Genomic DNA, 17,429 nt, shown 5'->3' with positions numbered 1-17,429 from the left:
GCAACACGGTCTCTATGGACGGGCGTCGCTAGGGCGCGAACCGGTTGGGCTGGGCCTCGGCGAGGATGAAGGCGAAGTCGCGGTCCGCATCGACCCACTCGGCGATCGGCGTCCAGCCGCCCGAGAGCAGCAGGGTGCGCGCGCCGCGCTTGCCATATTTGTGGCTGTTTTCGGTGTGGATGGTGTCGCCCTCGGCAAAGGCGAAGCGCTCGCCTTCGATGTCCATCACCGTATCGCGGGTGGCGACGAGATGCATCTCGATCCGCCCCAGCATCTCGTTCCAGCGCGCCTCGTGGACGAAGGCGTCTTCATCGACGCGCGCATCTAGCTCGCGATTGATGCGGGTGAGGAGATTCTTGTTGAATGCCGCGGTGACGCCCTCGGGGTCATCATAGGCGGCGCGCAGGCGATCCAGATCCTTCACCCGGTCCATCCCGATCAGCAGCATGCTGTCGTCGAGCAGGATATCCCGGAAGCTGCGCAGCAGGTCGGTAGCGCTACGCGGCACGAAATTGCCGATGGTCGAGCCGGGAAAGAAGCCGACGCGGTGTAGTCCGGCGATAGCGTCGGGCAGGTCGAAGGGCTTGGTGAAATCGGCTTCGACCGGATCGACCTCGAGGCCCGGATGGTCGGCCTTCAGCTTGGCCGCACTGTCGCGCAGATAATCGCCCGAAATGTCGATCGGGACATAATGATCGGGCTCCAGCGCATTGATCATCAGCGGCGTCTTGGTCACGCTGCCGGCGCCGAACTCGATGAGCGCGCCGCCCTTGCCGGCGGCGGCAGCGATTTCAGCCGCATTGTCGCGCATGATCCTGGTCTCGACGCGGGTGGGATAATAGGCATCGAGGCGAGTGATATCGTCGAACAGCTCCGAACCGCGCCGGTCGTAGAGCCAGCGGGCGGGGATGGAGGGCTGCTTCTGTTTCAGGCCCCGCAACACATCGTCGCGGAAGGCGGGGTCGACCGTAACTGCGGCCTCAAGCGTTTCGGGCAAGACGGACTCCGGTGAACTGCCAGCGCTGGGCCGGGTAGAAGAAATTGCGATAGGTGGCGCGGCTATGCCCGCGCGGGGTGGCGCAGGACGCGCCCTTGAGGACGAACTGCCCGCACATGAACTTGCCATTATATTCGCCGACCGTGCCCTCTTCGGGGGTGAAGCCGGGATAGGGCAGGTAGGCCGAGCCGGTCCATTGCCAGCAATCGCCGAACAGGTTGTCCGAGCCCACCGGCATGACCGGTGCGGCGCGGTCGAGCTGGTTGCCGGCGGCTGCGTCGGCATGGGCCGCGGCAAGCTCCCACTCGGCCTCGGTCGGCAGGCGCACGCCGGCCCAGCGGGCATAGGCTTCGGCTTCGAAATAGTTGATATGCGTGACCGGCAGGCCGGGCTCGATCGGGCGGCGGCCCGACAAGGTGAAGCGCGACCATTCGCCGTCGCGGCAATCCCAGTAGAGCGGGCTTTCGATCTTGTTCTCGCAAGTCCATGCCCACCCGTCCGACAGCCAGAGCGATGGGGTCGAATAGCCGCCGTCGCGCATGAAGTCGGCCCATTCGCCCTGCGTGACCAGTCGGTCGGCAAGCTCGAAACCGGGCACGATCAGCTGGTGGCGGGGACGCTCGCAATCGAAGCTGAAGCCGTCACCGCCGTTCGTCCCGATCTCGACCGTGCCGCCTTCATGGCGGGTCCAGCCCATCGGCGCGGCATTGTCCTGCTGCAGCGGCGGCCCATCCATATAGACGGGATCGAGCGGGTTCTCTGCAAGCGTCGCGAGAATATCGGTGAGGAACAGTTCCTGGTGCTGCTGTTCGTGATGCACGCCGAGCGTCACCAGTGCCTGCACCTCGTCGGGCAGCTGCGGCAGCGCATCCATGAGGACGGTGTCGACATGGGCGCGATAGGCGCGGATTTCATCGAGGCTGGGGCGGCTCACCATGCCGCGGCGCGCGCGCATGTGACGTTCGCCCTCACCCTCATAATAGCTGTTGAAGAGATAGGGCCAGCGTTCGTCATAGAGCGAATAGCCCGGCACATGGTCGCGCAGGATGAAGGTCTCGAAGAACCAGGTGGTGTGCGCGAGATGCCATTTGGCGGGGCTGGCGTCGGGGTGCGGCTGGATCGTCGCATCGGCGTCCGACAAGGGCGCGGCAAGGTCGAGCGTCAGGCTACGCGTCGCCGCATATTGCTTGCCGAGATCCGGCCGGGGTTGCTCGTCCGCACGCGCCACAATGAAGCCTTCATAACAGCCAAAGTTACGGGAATGCTACGTTGGCCTGCGAAATTTTCTAGCGGGTGGCGCCAGGCTCCCATTTGATCTCGCCGCTACCGGCCACGGCGACCGAGCGTGCAGCCACGAAAAGATGGTCCGAAAGGCGGTTGATATAGGCGAGCGCATGCTCGTTGACCGGCTCTTCTGCGGCCAGCGCGACGGCCTTGCGCTCGGCGCGGCGCACGACGGCGCGGGCAAGATAGAGATGCGCGGTGCCGGCCGAGCCACCAGGCAGCACGAAGCTGGTCAGCGGCTCGAGGCTGTCGTTCATCGCGTCGATTTCGTCCTCGAGGCGCGCGACTTGCTCGGGCTGGATGCGTAGCGCGCCCTCGATACCGTCAGGCGTGGCGAGATCGGCGCCCAGATCGAACAATTCGTTCTGGATGCGGCGCAGCGCGAGAATGTCGCCTTCCTCGCCGCCTTCGATCGCGGCAATGGCGACGCCCAGCGCGCTATTGGCTTCATCGACATCGCCGATGGCCTGCATGCGAAGGCTGTTCTTGGCGACGCGGCTGCCGTCGACGAGGCCGGATGTGCCGTCATCGCCGGTGCGGGTGTAGATCTTGTTGAGCTTGACCATGCGGCCAGTGCTATCAGCGACCGGCGCCCATGGCGAGGAAGATCAGCGTCATGATCACAATGGCGATGCCCTGATAGAGCACGCGCTTTTGCATATATTTCTGCTGGACCTCGCCGGTCATGTCCTTGCCATTGGCCATGGCGATGACGCCGCGAACGAGTGCATAGCCGGTCGCGCCCATGGCGATGATCAGCAGGATTGCGAGAAATGTCGTCATGGCCCCTATGTAGGATCGGCCAGCGCAAAACCCAAGGGCAGCCTTTCGTCCATCAGGCCTTCGAGCAGGGCAGGGCCGTCGACGCCCTTGTCGCGCATCGCCTTCAATGTCGGGGCCTCGTCGCGCTTGGACAGGCGCTTGCCCGTCCCGGCATCCACGACCAGGCGATGATGGAGGTAGGAGGGCTCAGGCAGGTCGAGAAGGATCTGTAGTAGCCGTTGGATTGTGGTCGAGCCTTCGAGATCGGCGCTGCGGGTGACGAGGTTCACGCCCTGCGCCGCATCGTCGAGTACGCAGGCGAGATGATAGGCGGCGGGCGCGTCCTTGCGGGCAAGGATGGCGTCACCGATGTCTTCCTCGCGGCCACGATGGTTGGTGCCGTCATGATCGCGCCAGCTCGGCAGGCCGCCGGCCATTTCCAGCGCTTTTTTCCCATCGAGGCGCCAGCTATGCGGCTCGGCCTCGCGGCGGACGGGGTGGTCGGGCAGGCCGCGACAGGTGCCGGGATAATGCGCGCCGGGATCGCCATGCGGGGCATTGAGGGCGGCGACGATATCCTTGCGGGTGCAGAAGCAGGCATAGAGAAGGCCGCGCTGACGCAAGCTATCGAGCGCGTCTTCATAGGCATCGACCCGCTGGCTCTCCACCATGACGTCACCGTCGAAGCGAACGCCCAGCCAGTCCATGTCCTCCATGATGCCGTCGACAAATTCGGGGCGGCAGCGGCCGGGGTCGAGATCGTCGATGCGAAGCTTGAGCTGCCCGTCGCGGGCGGCCCTTGCGCCTTGGGCGAGGCTATAGGCGTGACCCAGGTGCAAAAGGCCGGTCGGCGAGGGGGCGAAACGCGTGACGATCATGACTCGGCAGTGTTGCAAAAGTGACTCTTGTCACGATTCCGCGATTCTGGTGTCATGACCCTGACTCTCCGGGGTGGCATCCGGCGGGGCATCAGACGGAAAGACGGGCCAGTCGGCCGCCGGTCTCCCGCAAGGTGAGTGCGATGCGCCGGGGGACCGGTGTCGAGGCCCGAAAGGGAACGACACGGAAAGGCCTCCTTGTGGTTGATCATCACCCGGAACTGCTGAGACATCCTGAATCCTGCCCGGCATTGGTCCTGAATGCCGATTATACGCCCTTGAGCTATTTCCCGCTGAGCCTGTGGCCTTGGCAGACCGCGGTCAAGGCGATGTTCCTCGAGCGCGTCGACGTCATCGACCATTATGAGCGGCGGGTGCATTCGCCCAGCTGCGACATGCGGCTGCCGAGCGTCATCGCCTTGCGGCAATATGTGAAGCCCAACGAATATCCTGCCTTCACACGATTCAACCTGTTCCTGCGCGACAAGTTTACATGTGTCTATTGCGGCTCGGGCCGCGAGCTGACCTTCGACCATGTCATCCCGCGCCGGCAGGGCGGGGTCACAAGCTGGGAGAATGTCGCCACCGCCTGCGCACCATGCAACCTCAAGAAAGGCGGCCGCACGCCTGCCGAAGCGCATATGCCGATCCATGGCGGCACGCCGATCCGCCCGACCAGCTGGCAGTTGCAGGAGCATGGCCGGGCCTTCCCGCCCAACCACCTTCACGAAAGCTGGCACGATTTCCTTTATTGGGACGTCGAACTCGAAGCCTAGCTGGCGAGCCATTCCTTGAGTTTGGGCGCGACCTCGTCGTCGGCCATGCCGAGGGCGAGGTTGGCGAGAACGAAGCCGGCCTTGTTGCCGCAATCGTGGCGCACCGCATCGACGTCGAGCGCATGGAAGGGCTGGCGGCCGATCAGCTTGGCCATCGCATCGGTGAGCTGGATCTCCCCGCCCGCGCCTTTCTCGTGCGCGCCGAGTTCGTCCATCACTTCGGGCTGAAGGATGTAGCGGCCGACAATGCCGAGCGTGGAGGGTGCTTGCGACGGGTCGGGTTTCTCGACCATGCCTTTCACTTCGGTGACCTTGCCGTGCGTCTCGCCCGGATCGACGATGCCGTAGCTCGAGGTCTTTTCCTTGGGCACCTGCTGGGCACAGACGATGTTGCCGCCATGCTGTTCGTAGGCATCGACCATCTGTTTCAGTGCGCCGGGCTTGCCGACCATCAGGTCGTCGGGGAGCAGCACGGCGAAGGGCTCGTCAGCCGTGATGTGGCGCGCGCACCAGACGGCATGGCCGAGACCCAATGGCTGTTGCTGGCGCACCGTGACCAGCTCGCCGAAGCCGGTGCGGCTGGACGCGAGCGGATCGAGCGGTTTGCCCTTTTCGTCGAGCGTCTTTTCAAGCTCGTAGGCCATGTCGAAATAGTCGACGAGGCTGGCCTTGCCGCGGCCGGTGATGAAGACCAGTCGTTCGACGCCTGCCTCGCGCGCCTCGTCCACCGCATATTGGATGAGCGGGCGATCGACGATCGTCAGCATTTCCTTGGGCATCGTCTTGGTCGCGGGCAGCAGTCGCGTGCCGAGACCGGCGACCGGGAAGATGGCGGTGCGAATGGGCTTCGTCATGGGATCGGGTCCTCTTCGGGCGCAATATCGTCATCATCCTCGCTTTCGGGCGAGGGGGCCGGTGCCGCGCCGCCTTCGGGCGGGGGCAGGTCGAACGGATCGGGTTGGCGCGGGGTCGACTGGCGCACCAGCTCGTCGACGCGCTCGGGACGGGCGATGGGAGGGGCGGTCAGCAGCGCCTCGGCATCAGGACGCTCGGTCGCCAGCGCGGGCTGCGGCGGCAGGTCGCTCCCGTCGGCGGGGCGCAGCGGACCGTCCTGCCCGCAAGCGGCGAGCGCGACGAGAAGGGGAGCAAGAAGCAGCCGTCTGTCCATAGCTGCCCGCAATGCCGCATTGCAGCCGCGCTGCCAACCGCCTAATCGGCGACGCCATGATCAGGAAACAGCATCTTATCGCCCTTGCCGCCCTCGCGCTTGCCGCTTGCGGGAGCGCCGAGACCGACGGTCAATCGTCTCAGCCCGCCGGCACGATGGCCGGCCTGGTGGAGAGCGAAGCCGGCTCGCAAATGCCCGATATTGCGGTGCTGGCGCCCGATGGCGAGGAAACGACGCTCGCCGAGATTGCCGGCGGCGAACCCATCCTCGTCAACCTGTGGGCGAGCTGGTGCGCGCCCTGCATCGAGGAATTGCCGACGCTGGTGGCGCTCGCCGCGCGCGAGGATGCGCCGCAGGTGCTCATGCTCAACCAGGATTTCCAGGTGCCGCAGGCCTCGATCCGCGCCTTTTTGGACGACAATGAGATTGAGGGCGTCGAGACTTGGCAGGACCCCGAAATGGCGATGACCGATGCGCTCAGCGTCACGATCATGCCCACCACCGTCCTCTATGACGGCGAGGGGCGCGAGGTGTGGCGCTTCGTCGGCGACCTGCACTGGGACGGCGAGGAAGCCGCCGAACTGCTGGCGCGGCTCGACTAACTAGTCGCGCAGGAGTTCGTTGATTCCCGTCTTCGAGCGGGTCTTTTCATCGACGGTCTTCACGATGACGGCGCAGGCGAGGTTCGGCTGGCCATCGCGACCCGGCATCGTGCCCGGCACGACCACCGAATAAGCCGGGACGCGGCCATAATGGACCGCGCCGGTGTGGCGGTCGACGATCTTGGTCGAGGCCGAGATGAATACGCCCATCGACAGGACCGCGCCCTTTTCGACGATGACGCCTTCGGCGACTTCGCTGCGGGCCCCGATGAAGCAATCATCCTCGATGATGGTCGGTTCGGCCTGGAGCGGTTCGAGCACGCCGCCAATGCCGGCGCCGCCCGACAGGTGGACGTTGCTGCCGATCTGCGCGCAGCTGCCGACGGTTGCCCAGGTATCGATCATCGTGCCTTCGCCGACATAGGCGCCGATATTGACGAAGCTCGGCATCAGCACGGCATTCTTGGCGACATGCGCGCCGCGGCGGACGATCGCGTTGGGCACGGCGCGGAAACCGGCCTGCTTGAAGGCTTCCTCGCCCCAGCCCAGAAATTTGCTGTCGACCTTGTCCCACCAATGCGCCCCGCCGGGGCCGCCTTCGATGACGCTCATCGGGTTGAGGCGGAAGGAAAGCAGGACCGCTTTCTTGAGCCACTGGTTGACGACCCAGCCATTGTCGGTCGGCTCGGCGACGCGTTCCTCGCCGCGGTCCAGGAGCAGGATCGCTTCCTCGACGGCTTCGACCAGTGCCTTGTCGTCGGCACTGACGCTGTCGCGGCGGTCCCAGGCAGCATCGATGGTGGATTGGAGGTCGCTCATTCATTGTCTCCGTTGAGTTCGGCTAGCCAGGCGCCGACATCGGTGATGCGATGGTCGACATGGGCGAAATCGGGCGCTTCTTGCGCCTGTTCCGATCCATTGTCGACCCATATGGTCGTAAAACCGAGGGCCTTGGCGGGTTTCAGATTCTTGATCATGTCCTCGACCATCAGCGCGCCGGCCGGGTCGATATCGAACTGCCGCACCAACTGCTCGTAGCCGTGCGGCTCGGGCTTGGGGCGGTAATTGGTGGCGTGGATGTCGTGGACGTGTACGAAATGGCTGCCGAGCCCCAATCGCTCGAGCACGCGGCCGGCATAGGGCGCATCGCCATTGGTGTAGATGAAGGCCCGGCCCGGCAGGTTGGCGATCCCCTCGACGATGCGCGGGTCCGGGGTGATGTCCTCGAGGGGAATGTCGTGGACATGGTCGAGGAAGTGATGCGGGTCGACATCATGGTCGGCCATCAGCCCCGCAAGCGTGGTGCCGTGCGAGGCGAAATAGCCCTTCTGGACCTTGCGCGCCTCGATCGGATCCAGGTCCATCAGGTCGGCGATGAAGCCGGTCATGCGCTTGTCGATATGCGCGAACAGCCCGCTCGAGGCAGGGTAGAGCGTGTTGTCCAGATCGAAGATCCAGTCGCTGATATGGGCAAATTGGTCGCGCATCGGTTCAAAGCCCGTCTAGCCTTTGATCCGTTTTTCGGCAAAACGTAAGTTTGCGTTCATAACTGTCGGGTAAAAAGCCGAGACAATAGAATGCGTTAACAGGAAGACGGGCAGGTTATGGGTAATCGTGGGAAGCTGCGGACGGCGGCGAGCGTGGTCACTTTGGCAATGTTTTTGGCGGCTTGTGGTGGCGGATCGACCGGCGGCACGGTGACGCGGCCTGCGCCGCTGCCGACGCCTACGCCGACCCCGACTCCGACTCCGACCCCGACGCCTACGCCGACTCCCACGCCTACGCCCACTCCGACTCCTACCCCGACGCCTACTCCCACTCCGACGCCGACACCCACACCTACGCCCACGCCAACCCCGACGCCCACGCCAAACCCGACGCCCACGCCAACACCCACCCCGACGGGAACGGATTTCAACACGGCGGAATACCGACGCTCGACCTACAATGTGTCGGCCAATGCGATCACCGCCTATGAGGCTGGTGCGAGTGGCGAAGGCGTCTCGATTGCGGTCATCGATACCGGGATCAATCCGTCGCTGCCCGCCTTTGCCGGACGTGTTTCCGCCGCCAGCGCGGACGCTGCGGGCAATCGCGGTGTGTCGGATGATGATGGCCACGGCACGGCAGTGAGCTCGGTCGCGGCGGGCGCGCGCGACGGCAGCAACACGATGGGCGTTGCCTATGAGGCCACGATCATCTCCTACCGCGCCGACGATCCCGGCAGCTGCGCCACAAGCGATGGCTGCGCGCTGTTCGACGACGATATCGCCGACGGCGTCGATGCGGCGGTGGCTGCCGGCGCGACCGTTATCAACCTGTCGCTTGGCGGGGGCGATCCCAGCCGGCGACTGCAGAACAGCATCAATGCTGCCGCTGCCGCAGGCGTCGTCATCGTGATTGCTGCGGGCAATGACGGGCGCGGCGCCAATGGCGACAATCCCGACACCTTCGCCTCGATCCCGGCCTTCGACAATCCGGGCATGGTGATCATCGCCGGCGCGCTGGGCGATTCCACGCCCTTCGGTGTCGACGATGATCGCATCGCCGAATTCTCCAATCGTGCCGGCACGGCAGGCGAATATTATCTCGCGGCCTTGGGTGCCGACATCCAGGCGCCAGACCATACGGGCACGCAATTCCTCTGGTCGGGCACGAGCTTCTCGGCGCCCGTCATTTCGGGCGCGGTGGCCTTGCTCGCCGATGCCTTCCCCAACCTCACCGGCGCGGAGATCGTCGAGATTCTCTTTACCAGCGCGGACGACCTGGGCGATCCAGGGACCGATGCCATTTACGGCCGCGGCCGCCTCAACCTGGATAGCGCGTTCCAGCCGATCGGGGCGACCAGCCTTGCCGGCACGGACGAAAGCATTTCGCTCAGCTTCAACGGCGCACTGCCGATGGCGGCAGGCGATGCCGGCGCAAGCGCGGGCCAGACGACGCTCGTCACCGACCGCTATGACCGTGCCTACAATCTGGAGGTCGGCAAGACCTTGTCGGGAGCGCAGGATGCGCGGCCGCTGGGTCGCGCGCTGGCGGGCCAGACCCGTTCGGGCGGCGTTGCAATGCCGGGCCTCAATCTCGCGCTGACCGTCGCGCCGCGCTTCGGCATGGATGCGGCGAGCCCCAATGTGGATGTGGCTTTACTCGGCCTCGACGAAGATGGCCGCGCCGATGCGCGCTTGCTTGCCGGGCGCATCATTGCCGCGGTCGACGACAAGACCGCGGTGGCGTTGGGCTTTTCCGAAGGCGCGTCGGCCATGCAGCGCCAACTAGCGCGCCATGACAGTGCGCGCTTCTTCGCTGCCCGCACGACCGATCTCGGGTTCGACGGCGCGAGCGATGGCGCGCTGGCGGTGCGCCGCGATCTGGGCTTTGCCGGGCTGACACTGGCCGCCGATACGGGCGATGTCGCGACCCCGCTCAGCGCCTTCGACGAACGATCGGCGACCTATCGCCGCTTCCTCGTGGCGCTGGACCGCGACCTTGGCAGCTTCGGCCGGGCAAGCCTCAGCTTCACGCGGCTCGATGAAAGCGAGACATTGCTTGGTGGCCGGATCGATCCGGTGCTGGGCGGTGGCGGCGGTGCGCTTACCCACTTCATCGATGCCGAATGGCGCCGCGATCTGGGCGCAGGTGTCGACCTCGGCCTGACGGGCCGTTTGGGCAGTACCGATTTTGCGGCTGGCAATCTGGTGACCAGCGCCTTTGCGATCGACCTTGGCCGCCGCCACAACCTCGCCTTCGGTGACCGCCTCGGCTTCCGCGTCGCGCAGCCGCTGCGTGTCGAAGCGGGCGGCATCGATCTCTACGGCGCGGTGGCGTGGGATTATGCGACCGAAAGCGCGACGTTCGGCTGGCAGCGCTTCAGCCTGTCGCCCTCGGGCCGCGAGATGGTCGGCGAAGCAAGCTATTCGAGCCCGCTCGGCCGTGGCCGTGTCGGCGCGAACATCTTCTATCGCCACCAACCGGGTCACATTGCGACCGCACCCGCCGATATAGGCGGGGCGGTCAGCTATTCGATCGGTCTCTAGCTTCTCGCTTTGCCGAGACCGGGCAGGATCGCGCCCACCTTGCGGCGATAGTCGGCATAATCCTCGCCGAAATGCGCCACGAGATCGCGCTCTTCGTAATTGACGCCGATGAGGATGTAGACCGTCACCGCACCCGCAAGCACGAGGTGGCCGTAGCTCATCTCGACCGCCGCCCACATGGCGATGAAGAAGCCGGTATAGATTGGATGGCGCACCAGCTTGTACCAGCCGGGCGTCTTCATCGACATTGGCGGGATATCGCCACGCCCATGCATCCAGGCCTGTTGCAGCCCGAACAGCTCGAAATGGTTGAGTAGCCAGGTCGCGGTGAAGAGGATGAACCAGCCGATCGCGAACAGGACCCAGATCGGGGTTTCCAGCGCGGTGCCGGTGAGGTCCCACACGCTGCCTTCGATCGGATGCCAGAAGTGCATCAGCACGGCGAGCAGGATGCTGGCGACGAGCACATAGGTCGAGCGCTCGACGCTCTTGGGCAGGCTTTGCGTGAGCTTGTCCTTGAAGCCGATCCGCGCGGCGACGCTGTGATGCACGCCGAACAAAGCGACGAGGCCGATATTGATGATCGCTGCCATCATCGGCGCGGCGCTGTTTGGTGCCATGTCGACGGTCGCCGGAACGGCTAAGCCCATCACCTCGCGAATGTCGCCGACAAAGGCGACGAACCAGAGAAATGTCGCGAAAAATACGGAATACGCAACCAACGCATACAGCAGAGCCAATGTCCGAGCCATGGCTTCCCCCCTTGGTTGTGAAGCCTTGCTCTTACCAGAATCCCGGGGTGTTGGGGAGGTCGGCTACTCTTCGACGTCCTGCTTGACCACTTGCGGCACGGTGCAGCCATTCTCGGTAACCCAGACGGCAAGCTCGACCCGCGCCCTCGGCAGATCACCCAGCGGGCGCGCCGTCACGGCGCCATCGCGATCGGCAAAGTGGACGATATCCTCTTCGCATAGCTGCGGACCGCCGACCCGGGCGGTGTCGGACGACAGCAATCGTGTCGCGGGTTCTGTTGCAGGATCGCTCGCGCCCATGGTCACGAACGCCATCGGAAGAATGAGCAGTTTCATCACGCGCCTCCTCTTGCGAAGCCGCGAGTATAGCCAAATGCAGCTAGACCGTAAAACTCTCGCCGCAGCCGCAGCTGCCGGTGGCATTGGGATTGTCGAAGACGAAGCCGGCGGCGAAATCGTCTTCCTTCCAGTCCATGACGCTGCCGATCAAATAGAGCACGCTCGCGCCGTCGACATAGAAGATGCCGCCCGGCGTCTCGATCTTTTCGTCGAACGAGGATTCCTCGCTGACGTAATCCACCGAATAGGCAAGGCCCGAGCAACCGCGACGCGGGGTCGAGAGCTTGACGCCAATCGCGTCGTCGGGCGCTTTGGACATGAGGTCGGCAATGCGCTGTTCGGCCGCTGGGGTCAGCGTGATCGCAGCCGGCTTCTTGCGCGCGTCGGGGCGATTTTTCGTCTCAGCCATCAGAGCATCCCCAGTTCGAGGCGGGCCTCGTCGGACATCTTGCTCGGGTCCCAGGGCGGGTCCCAGACGAGCTTCACCTCGGCATCGCGAACGCCCGGCACCGACAGGGTGCGGACCTCGACTTCGCCCGGCATCGTTTCGGCGACGGGGCAATGCGGCGTGGTGAGCGTCATGGTGACGATGGCATCGCCTTCGTCGGACACCTCGACATCGTAGATGAGGCCGAGATTGTAGATATCGACTGGGATTTCGGGATCGTAGATGGTCTGCAGCATCTCGACGATGGCCGCCTTGACGTCCTCCGACGGTTCGATGTCCTTTTTCTCGCCGGCCAGGAAGCCTTCGAGATAGTCGCGCTTGCGCTCCAGCTTCTCGGCCGGGCTTTCTTCCTGCATCGGGGTTTCGCCGACACGGGCGCGGGGCGGCTTTTCGACCGCGTCGACCGTTTCGGTCTCGATCTTGCGTGGCTCGTTCATCCGAAAATCCGTTTCACTTTATTCAATCCCTCGAGCAGCGCCTCGACGTCGGCCATGTCGCTATGCGCGGCAAAGCTGGCGCGGACCGTGGCGGGCACGCCCCAATGGTCCATCAGCGGCTGGCAGCAATGATGGCCCGCACGCACGGCGACGCCCGCATCGTCGAGGATGGTGGCGACGTCGTGCGCGTGAATGTCGCGGACATTGAAGCTGACGATGCCGGCGCTGTCGGCAGGGCCGTAGATGGTCACGTCATTATGCTTGGCAAGGCCTTCGCGGGTCGCAGCGACCAGCTCGGCCTCGTGTGCGTGGATCGCGTCGCGGCCGATGCCGTCGATCCAGTCGCACGCTGCGTGAAGGCCGACCGCGCCGACAATGTGCGGCGTTCCTGCCTCGAAGCGGGTGGGGGCGGGGGCGAAGGTCGTACCTTCCTCGAAGCTCACGCGGTCGATCATCGAACCGCCGCCCTGATAGGGGGGCATGGCGTCGAGGATGTCGGCCCTGGCCCACAGCGCGCCAATGCCGGTCGGGCCGTACATCTTGTGCCCGCTGATCGCGTAAAAATCGCAGCCGAGGGCGGCGACATCAATGGGCAGGCGCGGCGCGGCCTGACAGGCGTCGAGCAGCAGCTTGGCGCCGACGTCGTGCGCCATGTCGGCGACGGCGCGGGCATCGAGGACGGCGCCGGTGACGTTAGAGACCTGCGGCAGCGCGACGAGCTTGACGCGGTCGTCGATGAGGTCGCGCACGCTATCGAGGTCGACGCGGCCTTCGTCGGTGATCGAGGCGACGCGGATTTCTGCGCCGACTTCGCCTGCAAGCATCTGCCACGGCACGATGTTGGAATGATGGTCGAGGCGGCTGACGATGATCGCATCGCCCTTGCCGATATGCTCGCGTCCCCACGTCGCGGCGACGAGGTTGATCGCTTCGGTCGCGCCGCGGGTGAAGACGATTTCGTTGGGCTGGCCGCCGATGAAGGCGGCGACGCGTTCGCGGGCCGCTTCATAGGCGCGCGTCATCGCGGCCGAGCGGTCGTAGACGCCGCGATGCACGGTCGCATAGGTCTCGCCATAGCCGCGCGCGACGGCGTCGATCACCGCCTGCGGTTTCTGGGCCGTGGCGGCGCTATCGAGATAGTGCCAATCACCGACGCCCGGAAATTGGGCGCGGATGGTCGCGGGGGAAATGGCGGTCACGGCGTTCACCGGGTGAGCTCGCGCAATTTCGTGCGGGCAAGGGTCGCAATCTCGGCATCCTCGCCAAGCTCGTCCCAGAGACCACCGATAAAGCCTTCGAGCAGCAGCGCCTTGGCATCCTCGGGCGGCAGGCCGCGGGCTGCAGCATAGTAAAGCTGCATCGCGTCCAGCTCGCCCACCGTCGCGCCATGCGCGCAAGCGACATCGTCGGCATAGATTTCGAGTTCGGGCTTGGCATTGGCGGTCGCTTCGCGCGACAGCAGCATCGCCTTCACGTCCTGCTCGCTCTCGGTCTTCTGCGCTTCGCGGGCGACCGCGACCTGGCCGAGATAGGAGCCGACTGCCTTGCCGCCCAGCACCGTGCGCACCGTCTGGTTGCTGGTCGCATCGGGTGCAACATGACGCACGACCGTGACGACTTCGAGCGTCGTCTCGCCGCCGCCGACATTGGCCGCATGGAAGTTGAAATCGGCGCGTTCGTGCAGCGAGACGTCGAGTTCGATGCGGCCGTAACGGGGCGCAGCATTCAGGGCATAGAGGTCGAACTTTGCGCCCGCTTCGAGCACGATGTTCGCACGCTTCACGTCGACCGCGTCACCGCTCGGTAACCAGATTTGCTGCAACTTTTGCTGCGCAGCAATTTCGACGTGCTGGGGCGCAGCAAGGTCATCCCACACCTCGCCAAGCGCCGCGATATCGGCGTAGCGAAAGGCCTCGTCAGCACGGGTGGGCAGCGGGGCGTTCATCAGGCCAGCACCTCGGCGTAGCCGTCGCGTTCGAGCTCGAGCGCGAGGTCGGCGTCGCCCGATTTGACGATCTTGCCGGCGGACAGGATGTGGACCCGGTCGGGTTTCACATAGTCGAGCAGGCGCTGGTAATGGGTGATGAGCAGCACGCCCTTTTGCGGATCACGCATGATGCGGTTGATGCCTTCGCCGACGGCCTTCAAGGCGTCGATGTCGAGGCCGCTATCGGTCTCGTCGAGGACGGCGAATTTGGGCTGCATGATTCCCATCTGGACCATTTCTGCGCGCTTCTTCTCGCCGCCCGAAAAGCCGACATTGACGGGGCGCTTGAGCATGTCGGCGGGAAGGCCGAGCGCATTGGCCTGCTCACGCGCACGCTTGATGAAGTCGGCACCGGACAACTCTTCCTCGCCGCGCTCGCGGCGCTGGGCGTTGAGGCTTTCGCGCAGGAATTGCAGCATCGATACGCCGGGGATTTCGACCGGATATTGGAAGCCGAGGAACAGGCCGGCAGCGGCGCGTTCGTGCGGGTCCATGTCGAGGAGATCCTCGCCATCGAACTCGACCGTTCCGCCCGTAACTTCATAGCCCGGACGTCCGCCGAGCGCGTAGCTCAGCGTCGACTTGCCCGCGCCGTTGGGGCCCATGATGGCATGGACTTCGCCCGCGGGCACGGTGAGGTCGAGGCCCTTGAGAATGGGCTTGTCGCCAACGGCGACCTGGAGGTTTTCAATCTTCAGCATGTTGTGTGTTTCAAATCTCTATTTCTTGTCGAGGCCACCACGGATGAGGAAGCCGACGACGGCGCCCACGAGGACACCGATTCCGATCCAGACTGCTGGTTCCATATTCCTTCTCCCTCTTGGTGCGGCCCGATCAGACCACGAAGCCTTGCTTGGCGAATTTCTTGCGGATCTTTTCCAGATCCTTTTCCGACGTCGTCGCGATGGCGACGCGGCCCGATTTCTCGTCGGTATGCACGCCGGTTTCCTTGCAGCTCTTCTCAACGAAGGCGGCGACGTCCTTGGCGATATCTTCAGGTACGTAACGGATCATCCGACACTCCCTTCCAGTGACAATGCGAGGAGCTTCTGCGCCTCGACGGCGAACTCCATCGGGAGTTCCTTCAGCACTTCCTTGGCGAAGCCGTTGACGATGAGCGCGACCGCCGCTTCCTCGTCGAGGCCGCGGGCCTGGGCGTAGAACATCTGGTCTTCGCTGATCTTGGAGGTGGTCGCTTCATGCTCGATCGTCGCGGTCGGGTTCTTCACCTCGATATAGGGCACGGTATGCGCGCCGCAGTCCCCGCCCAGCAGCAGGCTGTCGCACTGGGTGAAGTTGCGGACATTTTCCGCCTTGGGCAGCACGCGAACGAGGCCGCGATAGGTATTGTCCGACTTGCCGGCGCTGATGCCCTTCGAGATGATCGTCGAGCGGCTATTCTTGCCGATATGCACCATCTTGGTGCCGGTATCGGCCTGCTGGAAATTGTTGGTGAGCGCGACCGAGTAGAATTCGCCGACCGTATCGTCGCCCTTCAAAATGCAGCTCGGATATTTCCAGGTGATCGCGCTGCCGGTCTCGACCTGCGTCCACGACACTTTCGAGCGGTCGCCCGCGCACAGAGCGCGCTTGGTGACGAAATTGTAGATGCCGCCCTTGCCGTCCTTGTCGCCGGGATACCAGTTCTGGACCGTGGAGTATTTCACCTCGGCATCTTCATGCGCGTAGATTTCGACAACCGCAGCGTGGAGCTGGTTTTCATCGCGCATCGGCGCGGTGCAGCCTTCGAGATAGCTGACGTAAGAGCCCTTGTCGGCGACGATCAGCGTGCGTTCGAACTGGCCGGTATTCTCGGCATTGATGCGGAAATAGGTCGACAATTCCATCGGGCAGCGCACGCCCTCGGGAATGTAGACGAAGGTGCCGTCGGAGAAGACTGCGCTGTTCAAACAGGCGAAATAATTATCGCGCTGCGGGACCACCGAGCCGATATATTTCTTCACCAGCTCGGGATGCTCCTTGATGGCCTCCGAGATGGACATGAAGACGACGCCGGCTTTTTCGAGTTCGTCGCGGAAGGTGGTGGCGACGGACACGCTGTCGAACACCGCATCGACCGCGACCTTGCGTGCGCCCTCGACGCCCGCGAGCACCTTCTGCTCCTCGATCGGGATGCCGAGCTTTTCGTAGGTGCGGCGGATTTCGGGATCCAGTTCGTCGAGGCTCTTCAGCTTCGGCTTTTGCTTGGGCTCCGCATAATAATAAGCATCCTGATAATCGATCGGCGGAATGGTGAGCTTGGCCCAGTCCACTTCCTCCATTTCGAGCCAGGCATGATAGGCCTTCATCCGCCATTCGAGCATCCATTCGGGCTCGCCCTTCTTGGCAGAGATGAAGCGGATCGTGTCCTCATTGAGGCCCTTGGGCGCGAATTCCTGCTCGATATCGGTCGAGAATCCCCACTCATAATCCTTGTCGAGCGCCGCACGGGCCTCGGGATTCATTTCCTCGCGGGATGTGAGGGTCTTCTGCTCGCTCAACGCGAAAGCTCCTGCAAACTGACGGCGTCCAATGCGCCACGTACCTTCTGTCCGATGAGGCCCATATGCGGCTTGACGCGGCAATGCGTGTCGAGCGCGCAATCGCTGACGCCTTCGCTGCACTGGGTCATCGCGATGGGGCCTTCGACCGCCTCGATAATGTCGGCCAGGCTGATCGCCTGCGGATCGCGCGACAGCGAATAGCCGCCGCCCGCGCCGCGATGCCCTTCGAGGAGGCCTGCCTTGCCCAGCGCCTGCATCAGCTTTTGCGCGGTGGGCAACGGGACGCCCGTCTCTTCCGACAAGGCAGCCGCCGACAGGCGCGCGCCGGGGTGGCGCGCGGCTTCGGTCATCATCACGACCGCATAATCGGCAAGATGCGTCAGACGCATAAGGCTCCAGTGCTTAATCGGACCAAATCGTTCCGATTGGGCAGCTAGGGCTCCCGCGGCCCTTTTTCAAGG

At 64.3% G+C, this 17,429-nt stretch carries 23 protein-coding genes; 4 read left to right on the top strand and 19 right to left on the bottom strand.

Annotated elements, in window-relative coordinates; all coding sequences use genetic code 11:
- Positions 1-28: 28 nt before the first annotated feature.
- The 5 genes from egtD to gluQRS are packed head-to-tail and all read right to left on the bottom strand — an operon-like array spanning position 29 to position 3,921.
- On the bottom strand, positions 29-997 hold the full coding sequence (gene egtD / locus NDO55_RS08915) for an L-histidine N(alpha)-methyltransferase (protein WP_252114444.1): 969 nt from the start codon (positions 995-997) through the stop codon (positions 29-31).
- Complete coding sequence (gene egtB, locus NDO55_RS08910; protein ID WP_425276899.1) at positions 981-2,228, bottom strand: ergothioneine biosynthesis protein EgtB; 1,248 nt, start codon at positions 2,226-2,228, stop codon at positions 981-983. Before egtB ends, egtD begins: the two co-directional genes overlap by 17 nt.
- A 55-nt stretch (positions 2,229-2,283) precedes the next feature.
- A complete protein-coding gene (locus tag NDO55_RS08905; protein ID WP_252114440.1) occupies positions 2,284-2,847 on the bottom strand; it encodes a cob(I)yrinic acid a,c-diamide adenosyltransferase in 564 nt (187 codons plus the stop codon).
- A 13-nt stretch (positions 2,848-2,860) separates the two neighbouring features.
- Positions 2,861-3,064: an HIG1 domain-containing protein gene (locus NDO55_RS08900; RefSeq protein ID WP_252114438.1), complete on the bottom strand. Its 204-nt coding sequence runs from the start codon at positions 3,062-3,064 to the stop codon at positions 2,861-2,863.
- Between the two features lie 5 nt (positions 3,065-3,069).
- A complete protein-coding gene (gene gluQRS / locus NDO55_RS08895) occupies positions 3,070-3,921 on the bottom strand; it encodes a tRNA glutamyl-Q(34) synthetase GluQRS (protein WP_252114436.1) in 852 nt (283 codons plus the stop codon).
- 200 nt (positions 3,922-4,121) lie between these two features.
- On the opposite strand from gluQRS, the gene NDO55_RS08890 reads away from it, so the two are divergent.
- On the top strand, positions 4,122-4,697 hold the full coding sequence (locus NDO55_RS08890; protein ID WP_252114434.1) for an HNH endonuclease: 576 nt from the start codon (positions 4,122-4,124) through the stop codon (positions 4,695-4,697).
- On the opposite strand, the gene NDO55_RS08885 is transcribed toward NDO55_RS08890, so the two are convergent.
- Together NDO55_RS08885 and NDO55_RS08880 are read right to left on the bottom strand one after the other, a co-directional pair.
- Complete coding sequence (locus tag NDO55_RS08885) at positions 4,694-5,551, bottom strand: UTP--glucose-1-phosphate uridylyltransferase (protein ID WP_252114432.1); 858 nt, start codon at positions 5,549-5,551, stop codon at positions 4,694-4,696. The two genes, NDO55_RS08890 and NDO55_RS08885, sit on opposite strands and share 4 nt — an antisense overlap.
- On the bottom strand, positions 5,548-5,865 hold the full coding sequence (locus tag NDO55_RS08880) for a hypothetical protein (protein ID WP_252114430.1): 318 nt from the start codon (positions 5,863-5,865) through the stop codon (positions 5,548-5,550). Before NDO55_RS08880 ends, NDO55_RS08885 begins: the two co-directional genes overlap by 4 nt.
- 56 nt (positions 5,866-5,921) lie before the next feature.
- On the opposite strand from NDO55_RS08880, the gene NDO55_RS08875 reads away from it, so the two are divergent.
- A complete protein-coding gene (locus NDO55_RS08875; protein WP_252114428.1) occupies positions 5,922-6,467 on the top strand; it encodes a TlpA family protein disulfide reductase in 546 nt (181 codons plus the stop codon).
- Here NDO55_RS08875 and dapD read toward each other — a convergent pair whose 3' ends face one another.
- Positions 6,468-7,286 (bottom strand): 2,3,4,5-tetrahydropyridine-2,6-dicarboxylate N-succinyltransferase, encoded by an 819-nt coding sequence (gene dapD / locus NDO55_RS08870; protein ID WP_252114426.1) that lies wholly within the window; start codon positions 7,284-7,286, stop codon positions 6,468-6,470.
- Positions 7,283-7,954, bottom strand: coding sequence for a pyrimidine 5'-nucleotidase (locus NDO55_RS08865; RefSeq protein WP_252114424.1), 672 nt, complete (start codon positions 7,952-7,954; stop codon positions 7,283-7,285). Before NDO55_RS08865 ends, dapD begins: the two co-directional genes overlap by 4 nt.
- Before the next feature lie 182 nt (positions 7,955-8,136).
- Here NDO55_RS08865 and NDO55_RS08860 point away from each other — a divergent pair, with 182 nt between their 5' ends.
- Both NDO55_RS08860 and NDO55_RS08855 read left to right on the top strand, forming a co-directional pair.
- Positions 8,137-8,445, top strand: a complete 309-nt coding sequence (locus NDO55_RS08860) for a hypothetical protein (protein WP_252114422.1) — start codon at positions 8,137-8,139, stop codon at positions 8,443-8,445.
- A complete protein-coding gene (locus tag NDO55_RS08855; RefSeq protein WP_252114420.1) occupies positions 8,417-10,501 on the top strand; it encodes a S8 family peptidase in 2,085 nt (694 codons plus the stop codon). The genes NDO55_RS08860 and NDO55_RS08855 overlap by 29 nt, the downstream gene beginning before the upstream one ends.
- Here the strand turns inward: NDO55_RS08855 and NDO55_RS08850 are convergent.
- From NDO55_RS08850 to NDO55_RS08805, 10 genes are all read right to left on the bottom strand, one after another.
- The gene (locus tag NDO55_RS08850; RefSeq protein WP_252114418.1) at positions 10,498-11,253 is read right to left on the bottom strand and encodes a methyltransferase family protein; all 756 of its coding nucleotides are present in this window, start codon (positions 11,251-11,253) and stop codon (positions 10,498-10,500) included. The two genes, NDO55_RS08855 and NDO55_RS08850, sit on opposite strands and share 4 nt — an antisense overlap.
- 63 nt (positions 11,254-11,316) lie before the next feature.
- The gene (locus NDO55_RS08845; RefSeq protein WP_252114416.1) at positions 11,317-11,589 is read right to left on the bottom strand and encodes a hypothetical protein; all 273 of its coding nucleotides are present in this window, start codon (positions 11,587-11,589) and stop codon (positions 11,317-11,319) included.
- Positions 11,590-11,632: 43 nt separating this feature from the next.
- Entirely contained in the window at positions 11,633-12,001 is a 369-nt protein-coding gene (locus NDO55_RS08840; RefSeq protein WP_252114414.1) for a HesB/IscA family protein, read from the bottom strand.
- Positions 12,001-12,477: an SUF system Fe-S cluster assembly protein gene (locus NDO55_RS08835; protein WP_252114412.1), complete on the bottom strand. Its 477-nt coding sequence runs from the start codon at positions 12,475-12,477 to the stop codon at positions 12,001-12,003. The genes NDO55_RS08840 and NDO55_RS08835 overlap by 1 nt, the downstream gene beginning before the upstream one ends.
- On the bottom strand, positions 12,474-13,676 hold the full coding sequence (locus NDO55_RS08830) for an aminotransferase class V-fold PLP-dependent enzyme (protein ID WP_252114410.1): 1,203 nt from the start codon (positions 13,674-13,676) through the stop codon (positions 12,474-12,476). The genes NDO55_RS08835 and NDO55_RS08830 overlap by 4 nt, the downstream gene beginning before the upstream one ends.
- A 5-nt stretch (positions 13,677-13,681) precedes the next feature.
- Positions 13,682-14,422 carry a SufD family Fe-S cluster assembly protein gene (locus NDO55_RS08825; protein ID WP_252114408.1) on the bottom strand — a complete coding sequence of 247 codons (741 nt, stop codon included), beginning with the start codon at positions 14,420-14,422 and terminating at the stop codon, positions 13,682-13,684.
- Positions 14,422-15,165, bottom strand: coding sequence for a Fe-S cluster assembly ATPase SufC (gene sufC, locus NDO55_RS08820; RefSeq protein ID WP_252114406.1), 744 nt, complete (start codon positions 15,163-15,165; stop codon positions 14,422-14,424). The genes NDO55_RS08825 and sufC overlap by 1 nt, the downstream gene beginning before the upstream one ends.
- A gap of 133 nt (positions 15,166-15,298) precedes the next feature.
- The gene (locus NDO55_RS08815) at positions 15,299-15,478 is read right to left on the bottom strand and encodes a hypothetical protein (RefSeq protein ID WP_252114404.1); all 180 of its coding nucleotides are present in this window, start codon (positions 15,476-15,478) and stop codon (positions 15,299-15,301) included.
- Entirely contained in the window at positions 15,475-16,929 is a 1,455-nt protein-coding gene (gene sufB, locus NDO55_RS08810) for a Fe-S cluster assembly protein SufB (protein WP_252115580.1), read from the bottom strand. Before sufB ends, NDO55_RS08815 begins: the two co-directional genes overlap by 4 nt.
- A gap of 32 nt (positions 16,930-16,961) precedes the next feature.
- On the bottom strand, positions 16,962-17,357 hold the full coding sequence (locus tag NDO55_RS08805; RefSeq protein WP_252114402.1) for an SUF system Fe-S cluster assembly regulator: 396 nt from the start codon (positions 17,355-17,357) through the stop codon (positions 16,962-16,964).
- Between the last annotated feature and the right edge of the window lie 72 nt (positions 17,358-17,429).

The sequence above is a fragment of the Sphingomicrobium sediminis genome, assembly GCF_023805295.1.
Lineage (GTDB): Bacteria > Pseudomonadota > Alphaproteobacteria > Sphingomonadales > Sphingomonadaceae > Sphingomicrobium > Sphingomicrobium sediminis.
Note: the sequence above shows the minus strand (reverse complement) of the source record. Positions and strands in the feature narration are given on the sequence as shown.